Source organism: Flavobacterium sp. UBA6135 (assembly GCF_002428305.1).
Classification (GTDB): Bacteria; Bacteroidota; Bacteroidia; order Flavobacteriales; family Flavobacteriaceae; genus Flavobacterium.
Genome location: NZ_DIVJ01000014.1, coordinates 99,475 through 114,008 on the forward strand (window position 1 = coordinate 99,475; position 14,534 = coordinate 114,008).

General features: G+C 37.8%; 18 protein-coding genes. 11 read left to right on the plus strand and 7 right to left on the minus strand.

Annotation, left to right across the window (positions count from 1 at the left end):
* The first annotated feature begins 29 nt into the window (after window positions 1–29).
* Both B3L86_RS04550 and B3L86_RS04555 read left to right on the plus strand, forming a co-directional pair.
* Window positions 30–353 carry a YbaB/EbfC family nucleoid-associated protein gene (locus B3L86_RS04550; RefSeq protein ID WP_291115506.1) on the plus strand — a complete coding sequence of 108 codons (324 nt, stop codon included), beginning with the start codon at window positions 30–32 and terminating at the stop codon, window positions 351–353.
* Between the two features lie 39 nt (window positions 354–392).
* A complete protein-coding gene (locus B3L86_RS04555) occupies window positions 393–2,066 on the plus strand; it encodes a pseudouridine synthase (RefSeq protein WP_291115510.1) in 1,674 nt (557 codons plus the stop codon).
* Between the two features lie 117 nt (window positions 2,067–2,183).
* On the opposite strand, the gene B3L86_RS04560 is transcribed toward B3L86_RS04555, so the two are convergent.
* From B3L86_RS04560 to B3L86_RS04570, 3 genes are all read right to left on the minus strand, one after another.
* Window positions 2,184–2,873 (minus strand): hypothetical protein, encoded by a 690-nt coding sequence (locus B3L86_RS04560; RefSeq protein ID WP_291115513.1) that lies wholly within the window; start codon window positions 2,871–2,873, stop codon window positions 2,184–2,186.
* Window positions 2,874–2,876: 3 nt separating this feature from the next.
* Window positions 2,877–3,647 carry a carbonic anhydrase gene (locus B3L86_RS04565; RefSeq protein ID WP_291115516.1) on the minus strand — a complete coding sequence of 257 codons (771 nt, stop codon included), beginning with the start codon at window positions 3,645–3,647 and terminating at the stop codon, window positions 2,877–2,879.
* 84 nt (window positions 3,648–3,731) lie between these two features.
* Complete coding sequence (locus B3L86_RS04570; RefSeq protein ID WP_291115519.1) at window positions 3,732–4,364, minus strand: DUF2306 domain-containing protein; 633 nt, start codon at window positions 4,362–4,364, stop codon at window positions 3,732–3,734.
* Window positions 4,365–4,564: 200 nt separating this feature from the next.
* Between B3L86_RS04570 and B3L86_RS04575 the strand changes: the two genes are divergently transcribed.
* The 9 genes from B3L86_RS04575 to B3L86_RS04615 all read left to right on the plus strand — a co-directional run bounded on the left by B3L86_RS04575 (window position 4,565) and on the right by B3L86_RS04615 (window position 11,144).
* Window positions 4,565–5,689 carry an NAD(P)/FAD-dependent oxidoreductase gene (locus B3L86_RS04575; protein WP_291115522.1) on the plus strand — a complete coding sequence of 375 codons (1,125 nt, stop codon included), beginning with the start codon at window positions 4,565–4,567 and terminating at the stop codon, window positions 5,687–5,689.
* Complete coding sequence (locus tag B3L86_RS04580) at window positions 5,686–6,396, plus strand: methyltransferase domain-containing protein (protein WP_291115525.1); 711 nt, start codon at window positions 5,686–5,688, stop codon at window positions 6,394–6,396. The genes B3L86_RS04575 and B3L86_RS04580 overlap by 4 nt, the downstream gene beginning before the upstream one ends.
* A gap of 53 nt (window positions 6,397–6,449) precedes the next feature.
* Window positions 6,450–7,502 (plus strand): type III polyketide synthase, encoded by a 1,053-nt coding sequence (locus B3L86_RS04585; RefSeq protein ID WP_291115528.1) that lies wholly within the window; start codon window positions 6,450–6,452, stop codon window positions 7,500–7,502.
* Window positions 7,503–7,508: 6 nt separating this feature from the next.
* Window positions 7,509–7,934: a 3-hydroxyacyl-ACP dehydratase FabZ family protein gene (locus B3L86_RS04590; RefSeq protein WP_291115531.1), complete on the plus strand. Its 426-nt coding sequence runs from the start codon at window positions 7,509–7,511 to the stop codon at window positions 7,932–7,934.
* A gap of 229 nt (window positions 7,935–8,163) precedes the next feature.
* Window positions 8,164–9,438, plus strand: coding sequence for a beta-ketoacyl-[acyl-carrier-protein] synthase family protein (locus B3L86_RS04595; RefSeq protein ID WP_291115534.1), 1,275 nt, complete (start codon window positions 8,164–8,166; stop codon window positions 9,436–9,438).
* Window positions 9,439–9,459: 21 nt separating this feature from the next.
* Window positions 9,460–9,714 carry an acyl carrier protein gene (locus B3L86_RS04600; protein ID WP_291115536.1) on the plus strand — a complete coding sequence of 85 codons (255 nt, stop codon included), beginning with the start codon at window positions 9,460–9,462 and terminating at the stop codon, window positions 9,712–9,714.
* A complete protein-coding gene (locus B3L86_RS04605; RefSeq protein ID WP_291115539.1) occupies window positions 9,711–10,187 on the plus strand; it encodes a 4'-phosphopantetheinyl transferase family protein in 477 nt (158 codons plus the stop codon). Before B3L86_RS04600 ends, B3L86_RS04605 begins: the two co-directional genes overlap by 4 nt.
* Before the next feature lie 38 nt (window positions 10,188–10,225).
* Window positions 10,226–10,537, plus strand: a complete 312-nt coding sequence (locus tag B3L86_RS04610; protein ID WP_291115555.1) for a reverse transcriptase domain-containing protein — start codon at window positions 10,226–10,228, stop codon at window positions 10,535–10,537.
* Between the two features lie 106 nt (window positions 10,538–10,643).
* Window positions 10,644–11,144 carry a group II intron maturase-specific domain-containing protein gene (locus tag B3L86_RS04615; RefSeq protein WP_291115542.1) on the plus strand — a complete coding sequence of 167 codons (501 nt, stop codon included), beginning with the start codon at window positions 10,644–10,646 and terminating at the stop codon, window positions 11,142–11,144.
* Window positions 11,145–11,664: 520 nt separating this feature from the next.
* Here the strand turns inward: B3L86_RS04615 and B3L86_RS04620 are convergent.
* From B3L86_RS04620 to B3L86_RS04635, 4 genes are all read right to left on the minus strand, one after another.
* Window positions 11,665–12,087 (minus strand): hypothetical protein, encoded by a 423-nt coding sequence (locus B3L86_RS04620; protein WP_291115545.1) that lies wholly within the window; start codon window positions 12,085–12,087, stop codon window positions 11,665–11,667.
* A 19-nt stretch (window positions 12,088–12,106) separates the two neighbouring features.
* Complete coding sequence (locus B3L86_RS04625) at window positions 12,107–12,904, minus strand: SDR family NAD(P)-dependent oxidoreductase (RefSeq protein ID WP_291115548.1); 798 nt, start codon at window positions 12,902–12,904, stop codon at window positions 12,107–12,109.
* Between the two features lies 1 nt (window position 12,905).
* Window positions 12,906–13,502, minus strand: coding sequence for a peroxiredoxin family protein (locus tag B3L86_RS04630; RefSeq protein ID WP_291115550.1), 597 nt, complete (start codon window positions 13,500–13,502; stop codon window positions 12,906–12,908).
* A 93-nt stretch (window positions 13,503–13,595) separates the two neighbouring features.
* Window positions 13,596–14,441, minus strand: coding sequence for a helix-turn-helix domain-containing protein (locus B3L86_RS04635; RefSeq protein WP_291115552.1), 846 nt, complete (start codon window positions 14,439–14,441; stop codon window positions 13,596–13,598).
* Between the last annotated feature and the right edge of the window lie 93 nt (window positions 14,442–14,534).

Below are 14,534 nucleotides of genomic sequence, written 5' to 3' on the forward strand. Positions count from 1 at the left end.
GCATTTCAAATAATATAAAAATTATTAACATGTTTGGAGACTTGATGGGAATGATGGGTAAACTTAAAGAAGCCCAACAAAAAATAGAAGCTACTAAGAAACAGTTAGACCATGTTTTGATTGATGAACAAAGCAATGACGGGCTTTTAAAGGTAACAATTACCGCAAATCGCACCATCAAATCAATTGAAGTGGCTCCCGATTTACTAATCGATAAAGACCAATTGGAAGACTATTTGGTTGTGGTTATAAACAACGCCATCACGCGGGCTACACAAATCAACGAAGCTGAGTTAGCGGCTGTTGCCAAAGAAGGCATGCCAAACATTCCGGGAATGGATTTATTTCGTTAATGGAATGGAAAAGTCTGTACAAGGACTGAAACAACTGCAATGAAAAAAGACCCTCATTTTATCACTTTTAAACACGACGTTACTTCCATTACGCTTCCTGAAAAGTTTACGTTCCCGTTTTATTATGAACCGCATCCGCTCAGTAAAATAGCCGCAACGGAACTACAAAATTATCTGGAAACGCAAACAGATTGGGAACATAACTTTGGTTTAAAAGAAGGTCAGCAAGGTTTAATCATCGGTAAGATGTTTGGCGTTTTAGTGGTTCAAAACCAACAGGGTGAATTGGGCTATCTCGCTGCTTTTTCAGGAAAACTTGCTGACAGCAATGAACACCAACATTTTGTACCACCTGTTTTTGATATGTTGAAGCAGGATGGCTTTTTTAAAAAAGAAGAAAAAATACTCAACGAATACAACCGAAAAATTGAAGCATTAGCAATGAACCCTGATTTTTTGGAAGCAAAAAAACAATGGGTTGCTTTACAAGTGGCTGCTGAAAAAGACAAATTAGAGAAAAAAGAAGCAACCAAACAGAACAAACAACTTCGTGACGCCTTGCGTGCAAAATCTGAAAAAGAGGACAGCTTTGAAGTCTACAAAGCCCTTCAAAAACAACTGAGCCAACAAAGCAGGGAGGAAAGCATTCAATTGAAAATGATGAATCACTATTGGACTGCCACGCTTGCTGCAGCTCAAGAGAGCGTAACGCTTTTTCAATCGGAATTAGATGCTTTAAAAGAAGAACGAAAACAGCTATCGGCACAATTGCAACAAAAACTGTTTGAACAGTATTCTTTTTTAAATCAATACGGAATAACCAAAAGCTTGGGAACCATCTTTGAAGGCAATCCTCCCGCCAGTGCCGGAGAATGTGCCGCTCCCAAACTCTTGCACTATGCCTTTAAAAACCAATTAAAACCCATTGCACTGGCTGAGTTTTGGTGGGGTCAATCGCCCAAATCCGAAGTTCGTAAACACGGACAATTCTATCCGGCCTGCACCGGAAAGTGCAAGCCCATTTTAGCACACATGCTGGAAGGAATTGTTATGGATGATAACCCATTGGAAATAAATCCGGCTTTGGGAAAAGACATTTCCATCCTATATGAAGACGACTATCTTGCTGTGATCAACAAACCGGCTGAGTTTCTTTCCGTACCCGGAAAGACGATCACTGATTCGGTGTATCATCGAATCAAAACGCGATATCCTGAAGCTACAGGACCTTTGATTGTACATCGTTTGGACATGTCAACTTCCGGTTTGTTATTGATTGCTAAAAGCAGTGAAATATACCAACAATTGCAATCGCAATTCATCAAACGAACCATCAAGAAGCGATATGTAGCCTTGCTGGAAGGAAAGATAGAACAACCCAACGGGATTATCGAGTTGCCGCTACGCGTTGATTTAGACAACCGTCCCAATCAATTGGTTTGTTATACCTATGGCAAACCGGCCGTAACAAAATGGGAAGTTATTGAACACCGTGGCAATCAAACCTTGGTATACTTTTATCCAATTACAGGCAGAACCCACCAACTTCGTGTGCATGCAGCCCATCCAAAAGGGTTGAATGCTCCTATTGTTGGCGATGACCTTTACGGCACCAAAGCAAACCGCCTTCACCTTCATGCGGAACAACTTTGTTTCTTCCACCCTATTTTGAAGGAAGAAATGGTACTACAGGTTGAGGAAACGTTTGAATAAAAGCTTGTTTTTCGTTAAGATTACTTTATTCTTAAATATTTTAAATTCATTTAAAATTTAATAAATAATCAAGAGACAACACTTATTCCGTTTATAAAATCAATTCGTAGTACTCAATTAAAGCTTGTAAGTGAGTTGGATACCGGTTGAAAAGCTGTTGATTTTTTGCTTTATTGAACTACCTGCAACTTTAAAATCAGGATTGGTTTCATAATAACTGGTATACAAACCTACAGCAACCGGTGTGGTGATAGCATAATTAAATGAAGCTTTTCCTTGATAGGCAAATGAAGTTGCTCTTCCTGAGGATTTGAATTCTTCAAAGGGTGAGGAACTACTAACTTCAATTTGATTTTCAGGACCTTTTACTGTGGCCAATCCAAAAGCTACCTGACCCTGAATGTAAAAAGAGGCATTCAAAGCTACAGTATAATCACCTCCAACTAATAAAGACAAAACAGAATAGTTGCCACTCTTAACTTCTACACTTGTATACGAAGGATTAGAGTCAAGATAAGAAGCGGCAATTTTCTCTGCATCAGTTGCATGAATGTTAAAATCAACAATTAAAACTGCTGCAATGTTTTTTTTCAGTTGATGTGAAAAATCAATAGCTCCTTTATACCCCATTTTTGCAAATCCAAAAGAAGCTTTCTCACTTGATTTAAAATCACTAAATGGAAAAGCAAATCCATTAGAAAATCGTAACGCAATCTTATTTGTTTTTGCATTGCTTTCTGTGGGTTCCTGTGCTTTAAGTACACTTGTTGAACAAATGCAAATAATTAAAAAAAATAAATTTCTCATGAATTATATTTTTTCTAAAACAATTCTACCATTTAACGGCTGAATAGGTCTAGCATTAATATGGTGTCTTTGTTCAAAAGCATGAAGTTGATTGGTTGAAACCGTAATTTTTTCTTTTAATATAACCCATTTTAAACCTTGACTACAAGGGGGTGTTGTAAGTGAGCCCGTGTAGGTGAAATATTTTTTGTCATTTGGTAATAAATCATTTAAATTCAGACTTGTAGAAGTTACAACTTCATTATTTTCTGAACTTGGAAAATTTTGCAAATACGATTGAATAAATGCATTGTCTGTGTTTCCGGCAGCATTAATCATAATGGCAATAACGGCAAGGTTGTTCGTAATAGGATCTTGGTGTACAAAGTGAATTTCCATTTCATCTGTGTTTCCGTCTATTTCATGCTCACTGTGTGTGTGATAGTGAAATTGCAAGAAATTATAAGTAACCCCGTCAATGGTTATACTGTTTGTTGCGGTGCCGTTTTTATTAACCTGAACCGTATGTCCATTATCAACAATCTTCATGATAAATGGGTTGTAATTAAAAACCACATCAAATAATGCAGAAGACTTTATGGTGCTGGCTGTCTCAATATTAATAGGCGTTTGAACAGAACCTCCACAATCTGTATATCCAACATTTTGCCAATTTGGATTTTCATAGTCCCAATGGACTGATTGTCTCTCAATTTTACCTTCTTCTTCACAACTAACCAATAAAACAACTGCAACTAGAGTTAGTAAAGGTGCTATAAAATTAATATTTCTCATAGTTTTTGTTAATTAGTCGCAAATGTAATTTTTAAACCTTTACAAAAAACATGTTCTGTTAATTTTTTTTTTAATCTGATATCGTTATGTTTTTTCTTGTTTTATGATAAAGCTTTTACTCCGATTATAATCCTTTCTCCACCAAATTACCCAAACAATCAAAAGTGGAACAAACCACACAGAAACATCAGAAACAAGTAACGACCAATGTTCATTTGGGGTTATCCAACGGAAGAAACCCATGAATATAAGATTTATTACTCGTACGGTAACAAAATAGGCAGCACAAATAAAGGCACTCATCATAAAGCGTTGGTGGTAGATTATTTTTTGCTTTCGAATGCTATAGAAACCAAATACAAGAAACAGTAGCCATAATGTGGTGGTAGCATATTGTGAAGGAATACAACTTTTGCATAATGAGTTTGGCAAAACAGCTAGGTATAACGAAAGGATGCAAACTAACGATGCCACTAGAAATACTCTACCGAGCAATGGATGTTGTTTAGAAATCCCTTTTTTCATAGAAGCGGAAAGTTGAAACGGAGCTATCACATAAACAACAGTTCCTGATACAATGTGTAGGCCAAACCATAATTTATAACCAAAATCTTTTTGAACCAAAAATTCAGGAAACCCCACAACGAAATAATAAACCGTAGGCAATAGGAACACTACAAAAAGAAATAAAAAAAGAATTCGAAATAATTTACTCATAGTTGTACAATTGACATAGCAGTAGTTTGTTTATCAAAACTTCCATTAGCATTTATAAAAATAAAAAATAAATCCCATTCTAATACCTTATACACTAAAATTTCAGAATGTTCGCCTCTAAAAATGACTAGTAACTTCATTCATCTGCTTCCTCCTTCCAACCAAATCCAAAAAATTCCTATCTTTATAAAAAAAAGCCAGTGTCTACCCAATCCCAAATAGCCATTATCGGTGGTGGTTTAGCAGGCCTTACTGCTGCAATACACCTGGCCCAAAAGGGATGCGATGTCACGCTATTTGAAAAAAACAACTACCCCAAACACAAAGTCTGTGGCGAGTTTATTTCCAATGAAGTGCTCCCCTACTTGCAGCAACTGGGTATTGATCTTAGTGTTTTGCAACCCACACAAATTCACACCACGATTCTTTCGCTGCCTTCCGGAAAATCAATAATGGCCAAGTTACCTTTGGGCGGTTTTGGTATCAGTCGCTTTACTTTAGACCATCATTTATATCAGCTTGCTGTACAATATGGGGTGTCGGTTGTGCATCAAACGGTGACCAATACTACTTTTTCTGATAGCCAATTTGTGCTTGTTACTGAAAACGGTGATACACATGTAGCAAAAGTAGTATTGGGTGCTTTTGGTAAACGCTCCAACTTAGACCATACCTTGGAGCGAACCTTCATCAAAAAAAAAGCACCATGGCTTGCGGTAAAAGCACACTATAGCGGTCACTTTCCGAACGATGTTGTGGCTCTTCACAATTTTGAAGGTGGCTATTGCGGCGTTTCTAAAGTGGAAAACAATGCCATTAATATCTGTTATTTGGTGCAATATGACACCTTCAAGCAATTCAAAAACATCCCTGAGTTTGAAACCCACATTCTCCAACAAAACCCTCATTTAAAAGGCATATTAGAAAATACAACGAGGCTGTTTGTCAAACCTTTGACCATCAGTCAAATTTCATTTGAAAATAAAACCCAAGTGGAAAACCACATCTTAATGATGGGCGACACTGCTGGTTTAATTCATCCGTTATGCGGAAACGGCATGGCTATGGCGATTCACAGTGCTAAAATTGCCAGTGAGTGCACCCTAGCCTATTTAAATAACGACATTACCCGCGATACTTTTGAAGCTAAGTATCGCAACCAATGGAATTATCACTTTAAATCCAGGATACAAACCGGAAAGCTATTGTCCAAATTATTACTTAGTACTTTTTTTAGTCAAGTTGTAATGCGAATCGTGATTACGTTTCCTAAATTAGTACCCTATATCATTTCAAAAACCCACGGCAAACCCATTACCGAATGAATCTTGATACTACATACCGATCACAAGCAGAAGAATTGATGGATGATTTCAGCATGGAAGGAATTGAACTGCAAGAAGCTTTGGATAAAATAGCAAGCATCAACCGCTTGTTGGGGGGCAATAAACTTACACTACAAGGCGTACAACAATTAGTAAAGAACCCTTGCCGCGACACCGTCACGATTGTAGATGTAGGTTGCGGTAACGGTGACATGCTGCGAACCCTTGCTAATTATGCCAATGACAACAACTTAAACTGGCAACTTATTGGTATTGATGCTAACGGTTTTACTATCAATTATGCCAAATCTTTATCGGTAACCTATCCCAATATCACCTACTATTGTATGGATTTGTTTTCTGAAGCGTTTAGTCAAATGAATTATGATATTGTTTTGTGCACCTTAACGTTACATCATTTTAAAAACGACCAAATAGACAAACTACTCAGCTTGTTCAGCAGACAAAGCAGGATTGGAATTGTTATCAATGACCTCCACAGAAGTAAGTTGGCCTACCGGCTGTTTCAGTTGGTTTGTTTTGTCTTCCGACTCAATCCCATGTCACGTCAGGACGGGTTGACTTCTATCCTTCGGGGTTTTAAGAAAGAGGAATTAGAAGGTTTTGCCAGTGGCATTTCTGCTGAAAAGCACAGTATTAAATGGAAATGGGCATTTAGGTACCAGTGGGTTGTTTGGAAGGGTTAAATGGTTAAATGGTTAAACGATTAACCCTTTAACCAAATTAAAAAAAAATAAAAATGGCAGTAAAAATAATAACAGTTGCAACTTCACTTCCGCCTTATTCAAGGGAAACGGCCGCTATTCTTCCGTTTTTAGAAGTATGGCTGGAGAATCAAGAACCTCGTTTTGTCAAAAAAGTGAAAAAGATTTTTGAAGGAGCACAAGTTGACCGTCGCTACTCCATCATGGAGCCGGAGGAAGTATTTACCAAAACCTCGTTTGAAGCACGCAACCAAATCTATGCCCGCGAGGCCATTAAACTCGGCCAAGACGTGCTTCAAAAAGCCTTAACGCAAGCCCAGTGGCAACCCGATGAGCTGGATTACATAATCACGGTGAGTTGCACCGGCATCATGATTCCGTCTTTAGATGCTTACCTTATTAATAAATTGGGATTGCGGCAAGACATTGTACGACTGCCCGTTACCGAAATGGGTTGCGTTGGTGGCGTTTCAGGGATGATTTATGCCAAAAACTTCCTCAAAGCCAATCCTAATACCAAAGCCGCCGTGATCACTGTAGAAAGTCCTACTGCTACCTTACAACTCGATGATTTTTCTATGGCTAATATGGTCAGTGCCGCCATTTTTGGTGATGGAGCCGCTTGTGTTTTGCTTTCGTCACATCAAGCGGACAAAGGTCCGGCTATCCTCGACGATTCAATGTATCATTTTTATGACAACGAACACATGATGGGCTTTGAACTCACCAATTCCGGTTTGAAAATGGTCTTGGATATTGAAGTGCCGGAAACCATTAGCGAGCATTTCCCAAAGTTTATTCATCCCTTTTTGGCGAAAAACGAACTCACTATCGACGCGATTGACCATTTCATCTTCCATCCCGGAGGCAAGAAAATCGTGAAGACCGTAGAAGACCTGTTTGCCGAATCCGGTAAAAACATCAACGACACCAAAGAAGTCTTACGCCAATACGGCAACATGTCAAGTGCCACCATACTGTTCGTTTTAGAACGCTTTTTAAACAAAAACATCCAGTCAGGCGAGAAAGGCTTGCTTCTGAGCTTTGGCCCCGGATTTACAGCCCAACGTATGCTCATTGAATTTTAGCTCATTATGAATAAAGAAGCCATTATACAACAACTGCCTTACACCAAACCCTTTCTTTTTGTGGATGAAATCATTCATATCGATGCGAATGGGGTGACTGGCGCGTTTACCTTTAACGCCAATTTGGACTTTTACCGAGGACATTTTAAGAACCATCCCATTACGCCTGGGGTAATTCTAACAGAAACTATGGCACAAATTGGTGTTGTTTGTTTGGGTATTTACCTTACTGAGAAAGAACATCCTACACAAATGGCTCTGACTTCTTCTGAAATTGAATTTATAAAACCTGTTTACCCAAATGAAACGGTAACGGTTATTTCAGAGAAAATTTATTTCCGTTTCGGAAAATTAAAATGTAACGTACGAATGCTAAATAGCAATAACGAAGAAGTTACTCGTGGTACCATCTCGGGAATGCTTGTAAAGTGATAAGTTGAAATGGAATTATAGGTATTGAACTTTGAAACTTGAATCACATGGAGACATAGAAAAAAGGAGTTGGAAAGTCCAATTGCTTCGACTATTCGCTATTGCTTAGGTCTTTGGTTGCATAGCTATGTTTTACTTTAGTTGAGTGAAACGTCTATCACTTTCTCTAAGAAACTATGACCCTATGTGGTTTAAAAAAAGCAAACCATTAAGTTAAACTTTTAAAAAAATGCAAAACAAACGTGTTGTCATCACCGGATTAGGAGTTGTAGCCCCCAATGGAGTGGGTATTTCTGAATTCACCAAAGCCATCCAAAACGGAACCTCCGGTATCCGACACGATGCGGAATTGGAACGATTGCAATTCTCTTGCCAAATAACTGGTAAACCGATAATTACTAATGAAGTACTAAATAATTACTTCACTCCTCTTGAACTCCGTAATTTCAATTCGACAGGCATCATGTATGGCGTAATTGCCGGTATGCAAGCCTGGAAAGATGCCGGTCTTTCTTTTGAAATCCAACCCGACCCTGATTGGGATAGCGGCACCATCTTTGGCACCGGTACATCGGGTATCGATAAATTTCGCGAAAGCATTTATAAGATTGATAACTTTGAAACCCGTAAATTGGGAAGCACGGCCGTGGCACAAACCATGAACAGCGGCATCAGTGCCTACTTGGCCGGAAAACTCGGTTTGGGCAACCAAGTCACCACCAACTCCTCCGCTTGCACAACAGGTACCGAAAGCCTTTTAATGGGGTTTGACCGCATTCGTAGCGGACAAGCCAAACGCATGTTGGTGGGAAGCACTAGTGATAGCGGTCCTTACATTTGGGGAGGTTTTGATGCTATGCGAGTGTGTACTTTTAAACACAACACCACACCGGAAGAAGGTTCGCGACCCATGAGTGCCAATGCCTCAGGATTTGTTCCGGGTAGTGGAGCCGGTGCTTTGGTTTTAGAAGATCTAGAATCCGCACTAGCCAGAAACGCTACTATTTATGCAGAAGTTTTAGGCGGCACCATCAATTCCGGAGGCCAACGAGGCGAAGGCACCATGACCGCTCCAAATTCCGTTGCCGTACAAAAATGCATTACCGATGCCTTACAGCAAACCGGTATTCAACCTAATGCGATTGACACCATCAACGGGCATTTGACAGCCACCTCCAAAGACAGTTTGGAAATCAAAAACTGGTCTGAAGCTCTGGGCTTATCCGGAACCAACTTCCCTCCCATCAATTCCCTAAAATCTACCGTAGGCCATTGTCTTTCTGCCGCAGGAAGCATTGAATGTGTCGCTACCGTTTTACAACTCCACCACGGGTTTATTTTCCCCAATCGAAACTGTTCGGACTTACACCCTGAAATAGCGGCTCTCATTGACCCTATCAAAGTACCTCTACAAATGCTGGTCAAAGACCTTACCATCGCTATTAAAGCCAGCTTTGGCTTTGGTGATGTTAATGCGTGTGTTGTATTTAAAAAGTACGCCTAATTTAGTACCTTAGTAAAAAAAATGAAAAGAGAAGCAATAATTGACCAACTAAAAGTCATCGTAAAACCTTATGTTACTGATGAACAGGCTTTTTCCAACCTATCGGAAGCCACGGATTTTATAAACGATTTAAAAATTAACTCCGCCAATTTGATTGATGTCATTTTGGATATCGAAGAATTTTTTGCTATTGAAATCGACAATACGTCTATGGAGCGTATGATTGATGTCAAATCAGCCATAGAAATTATCACCACCAAACTGGAAGCTAAATGATCGGTAATGATGTTGTTGATTTAGACCTTGCAGCCCGTCAAAGTAATTGGCGACGTAAGGGCTATTTGGACAAGATTTTTACCCCTGACGAACAGCACTACATCCTACAAGCTCCTAATCCCGATACTGTCGTATGGACATTATGGACTAGAAAAGAAGCGGTTTATAAAATCATTCGACAACAAAACGGAATTAGAGGTTTTTATCCGTTACGTATTGCAACCAAAGATTTTGAAAAGGGAACGGTTCGTTTTGATTACCAACTTTTTTACACACAAACGGAAGTGACAGCAACATCCATTCATACGATTGCTTTATTAACTCCAACCTTTGATCAAGTAATCATACTTCCATTGGCTCAGGAGCTTTTTAAAATTGATGAGATTCCTTTTGTGGTGTTTGACGATAAAAAACAGGCGGTTTCAAAAAGTCATCATGGAAGGTTTGAGAAGGTGGTGATGGTTGGTGGTTAGAGAATATAAAAATAATTATTCTACTTTTTATTGCAAGCATCGCACCTTTATTTGAACCCGAATTCAAACCCAGCAGTTTTGGATTTAGACCCAACAAAAATGCCCGACAAGCCGTTGGACAAGCACGGGACTACATTCATTCAGGACTGAACCACATTGTGGATATTGACCTGAAAAACTTCTTTGATGAAGTTGACCATTGTTTAGTGTTGAATTTGGTATTTCAAAAAGTGAAATGCAAAACCACGATGCAACTCATTCGCAAATGGCTTCGAGCACCGATTAAAATCAATGGAAAGCTACGAAAACGAAGAAATGCTTTGCATTCACGAACACCAAAAAAACAATAAAAAAGCGTGAGTAAAAGGCGTTCCGCAAGAGGGCAGAGCGTTAAGAAAATGTCCTGTGGACATTTTTAGCGAATGAGCCAGCCGGCGGGAGGGAAAAAGTCCACTATTGTCAAACATCTTACTCCATCAATTGGATAAAGAAATGACCCGAAGAGGACATAAATTCGTTCGTTACGCTGATGATTTTAGTATCTACTGCAAGAGCCATAATCAAGCGAAAGCTACGAACGTAGTGATTGAAAAGTTCCTCAAGAACAAGCTCAAACTAACCATCAACAAGGAAAAGAGTGGGATTAGAAAACCCTCTAACTTTACGTTACTTGGCTTTGGATTTGTGCCCGTTTACAATAAAGGAAGCAAGAATCAATACCAACTCGTGGTAGCCGAAAAGGCATGGAAAAACCTAAAGATGCGACTCAAAAGTATTACCCGAAAAACCACTCCAGCCAAACTAGAAGAACGTATAACCAAGATAAAGGAAATCCAACGAGGATGGTTAAACTATTTTCGAGGAACCAATATCATGGGAAAATTACGAGATATCGATGGTTGGCTACGGAATCGCATCCGCTACTGTATTTGGCACGACTGGAGGGCGGAGCGTTAAGAAAATGTCCGGTGGACATTTTTAGCGAACGAGCCAGCAGGCGGGAGGGGAAAGAAAAAGAAAAAACCTGATTCGATTGGGGGTTGACCAAGACCACGCCTATGCATGGAGCAGAACTCGAAATGCTCTGCATTCACGAACACCAAAAAAACAATAATAAAGCGTGAGTAAAAGGTGGTTGGGCGATTGCTCAAATGCTCTGCATTCACGAACACCAAAAAAACAATAAAAAAGCGTGAGTAAAGTCCCATTTTAGGAACAACCATTACCTTGAAACGCTTGAAATGCCAACCACAAAAAAAGAAATTAATATGGATTTTCCGGGCATTCTATTTGTCCTTTAAAAAACAATAACAAAGCCAAATAAAACAAAAAGGATACGAATCCTTAACGGAAGTCTACATTCAACTCAACCCATCTCTTTGCGAACCGCCGAGTACGTGACCCGTATGCTCGGTGGTGTGAGAGGCTCTCCCTGTCAGTTTCTGGCAGGGCAGTCTACTCGATTAGCTGTAGGCCTTTATGTCCGCTTTGCTTTTAGCATATTTCTTGCTGTCAATATAAGATTTGAAAACGCAACCAATAAAAAGAATATTGGAATATAAGGTGGCTTAATTTTAAGAGGCAAAACATCTGCTGGCACTTTAGCATGTAAGTGAACATAAACGCCTGTCAACATCATTATAATAACTGTAACGAACGAAAAACCTGTCAGAAGATTGTAAAGTTTAGTTGAGATTCTTTGTCTAAAGAGTAAACAAACAAAGAGAGTTGTCCCTACTGCTATTTCTCCCATGATACCCATAGCGTATGATAGTTGTCCTAATCCACTATTGGCAACTTGAACTGTGTACCACCCTTTAAAAGGGTCTACAAATTTAAGAACTCCGAACATAAACATTGAAATGGCTAAAAACCAAGAGGATATTTTGATATATTTCATTTTCATTATATTTTAATAGTTATTTTTTAATCGCTCTAAATACTAAAAACCCAAATGCGTTGGTCAAAAGCCATCTTGGTGTAGCAAACTTTCCTAAAACATCCATGAGATTATTTAAAAACCCAGGTATGATAATTTGATTTTTACCTAAAGATTGAAGGGCTTTTTTGACAACAGGCGTAACTTGCATTAAATAAATAGGCAATTTTTTTAAGTTCACATCCTTCATGTCATTTAACATTTCTGTATTGGTTAAACCTGGTGACAATACAACAACATCAACACCTGATTTTTTAAATTCGTAATTTAATGCTTGACCAAGGTTTAAAATATATGATTTACTAGCAGAATAATTTGCAAAGTATGGAATTGCCTGATGTCCGAATGTTGATGATACGAATATTATTCCGCCTTTTTTTCTTTGTATCATTTTATTGCCAAAATGATGTGCTAATTGCATTGGAACAATAGCATTTAATCTTAAAACATTTGTTTCCTTTTCTAAATTATTGAAAAGAAAACTTCCATGAACTTCCATGCCTGCATTTAAAATAGCCATACCAACATTTAAATCCTTCGTTTCCAAAATAATTTTTTCAACGGACCCAATTTCCAGTAAATCTAATTTTATTACTTTGGTTTGTATTTTAAATTTTAGTTCTAATTTTTCAGATAGATCAAGTAACTTATCATTTCTTCTTGCGACCAATACAAGATTTAATCCTTTAGATGCTAGTTGATTTGCAAATTCTTTTCCTATACCAGAAGAAGCACCTGTAATAATTGCCCATGGGCCGTATTTCTCATTAAACATCATATTATTTTAAAATTTCTATTAATGGCAAATGGTCTCCAATGTTGTTTCCATAGTGAACTGTTGTCAAGATTCCGTTTTCATCAACAAGAAAGTCAGCAGGAATTCTTGAAAGACTACCATCTCGTTTATGTTTTTTGGAAAACAATTTTCCTCCTTTTTTCATAGCTTGCATAGGTTGTTTCTTGAAAGCTGAACCCAACATTTTCCAAAAAGATTTTTGCACACCATATTCTTTATACAGTTTCAAATTCGGGTCGCCAATTATGGGGAATGGCACTTTCGTTTCTGATAAATACTCTTTTAATGTAACATTATCTGATTCATAAATTGCAATAATCTTGTATCCCTTTGATAGAATACTATCGTAATTTTCAATAAGGTCGTGTACTCTAAAGTTACAAACTGGGCAACCTGCATATCTAAAAAAAGCAATCATTACTTTTTGTCCCTTGTAATTACTTAATTTTAAAGTGTCGCCATTAGTGTCTATGGCTTCAAAATCCGGGGATTTGTCACCAACTTTTAGTTTTTGACAGACTGCGTTATAATGAAACAGTAGCAGAAAAAAGGCGAAAGCCATATTTTTTTTTGTAAACATATCTTGCTTATTAAATTCAAAGCAAAATTGCAACTTATGATTAAATATGACTTGGTTATAAAGTCCAAAAAATAGTAAAAGAAGTTCAGTTGTTTATTTAAAAACTTTACGTTTTCTGAAATCGGAAGGTGTTAGATTATATTTCAACCTGAATAGTTTGGTAAAATGGGAAGTGTCGCTAAATCCAACTTCATAACATATTTCACTCACAGAAAAATCCGTTGTAAGCAGTAGCTCATTAGCCTTTAAAAGTTTTTGCTCTTTTATAAAATTGGCTGGAGTGTCTTTGAAATAACTTTCAAAATCTCTCTTAAAAGCAGATAAACTGCGACCGGAAAGCACTGCTAATTCGGGTATAGTAATGTTTGAAAATAGATGTGTCTGAATCACTTCCTTAAAATTTGCTTGTCTCGGTGTAAAAAGATGAGAAAATAAACTGATAATATTTTCAGCATTATTGGTTTGAAGCAGTAATAGTATAAGTTCTTTTATTTTAAGTTTCAACAATTCATCGTTCACCAAAGTTGGATTTTGAAAGTAGAACTCCAAGCTTTCAATAAAATGAATGATGATATCTTGTCTTTCAATTTTTTGAGCAAAGGATTTTTTACCATTGGACTTGATGAAACTTGGCACTTCGTCTTTGTAAAGTTCTTTCAGAATGTCTTTATGAAGATGTATTGCGAAAATTTCACAAATTTGATTTTCAGATTTTTGAATTAGGTCTGCAAAATAGCTACCGCATTTCAGCAGTACACTTTCTGAAACGTAAATATTCAAATTCTCTGTCGAAGAATTTAGTATGCTTTCCCCGTCTTTGATAAATAAAAAGCAGGCTTCATTTTGAAAAATTGCACCATATCTAAATGGTGTCTTAATGTATAATTTTTCAATTACGCATTTATTGTTTAAGTCAAAATGTTTTCTATCAATTATCATCTGTTTGTTTCAGGGTCGGGGTCTTCATAGGCTTACAGCTAATCGGGTCATGGTTGACGTATTCCGAGAAGTCAAGCGGGTGCTGAAAGACGA

Bases quoted from the DNA above. Each gene is read 5' to 3' on its own strand.
- B3L86_RS04550 (WP_291115506.1), top strand. From the start codon at position 30: ATGTTTGGAGACTTGATGGGAATGATGGGTAAACTTAAAGAAGCCCAA.
- B3L86_RS04555 (WP_291115510.1), top strand. From the start codon at position 393: ATGAAAAAAGACCCTCATTTTATCACTTTTAAACACGACGTTACTTCC.
- B3L86_RS04560 (WP_291115513.1), bottom strand. From the start codon at position 2,873: ATGAGAAATTTATTTTTTTTAATTATTTGCATTTGTTCAACAAGTGTA.
- B3L86_RS04565 (WP_291115516.1), bottom strand. From the start codon at position 3,647: ATGAGAAATATTAATTTTATAGCACCTTTACTAACTCTAGTTGCAGTT.
- B3L86_RS04570 (WP_291115519.1), bottom strand. From the start codon at position 4,364: ATGAGTAAATTATTTCGAATTCTTTTTTTATTTCTTTTTGTAGTGTTC.
- B3L86_RS04580 (WP_291115525.1), top strand. From the start codon at position 5,686: ATGAATCTTGATACTACATACCGATCACAAGCAGAAGAATTGATGGAT.
- B3L86_RS04585 (WP_291115528.1), top strand. From the start codon at position 6,450: ATGGCAGTAAAAATAATAACAGTTGCAACTTCACTTCCGCCTTATTCA.
- B3L86_RS04590 (WP_291115531.1), top strand. From the start codon at position 7,509: ATGAATAAAGAAGCCATTATACAACAACTGCCTTACACCAAACCCTTT.
- B3L86_RS04595 (WP_291115534.1), top strand. From the start codon at position 8,164: ATGCAAAACAAACGTGTTGTCATCACCGGATTAGGAGTTGTAGCCCCC.
- B3L86_RS04600 (WP_291115536.1), top strand. From the start codon at position 9,460: ATGAAAAGAGAAGCAATAATTGACCAACTAAAAGTCATCGTAAAACCT.
- B3L86_RS04605 (WP_291115539.1), top strand. From the start codon at position 9,711: ATGATCGGTAATGATGTTGTTGATTTAGACCTTGCAGCCCGTCAAAGT.
- B3L86_RS04620 (WP_291115545.1), bottom strand. From the start codon at position 12,087: ATGAAATATATCAAAATATCCTCTTGGTTTTTAGCCATTTCAATGTTT.
- B3L86_RS04625 (WP_291115548.1), bottom strand. From the start codon at position 12,904: ATGATGTTTAATGAGAAATACGGCCCATGGGCAATTATTACAGGTGCT.
- B3L86_RS04630 (WP_291115550.1), bottom strand. From the start codon at position 13,502: ATGTTTACAAAAAAAAATATGGCTTTCGCCTTTTTTCTGCTACTGTTT.
- B3L86_RS04635 (WP_291115552.1), bottom strand. From the start codon at position 14,441: ATGATAATTGATAGAAAACATTTTGACTTAAACAATAAATGCGTAATT.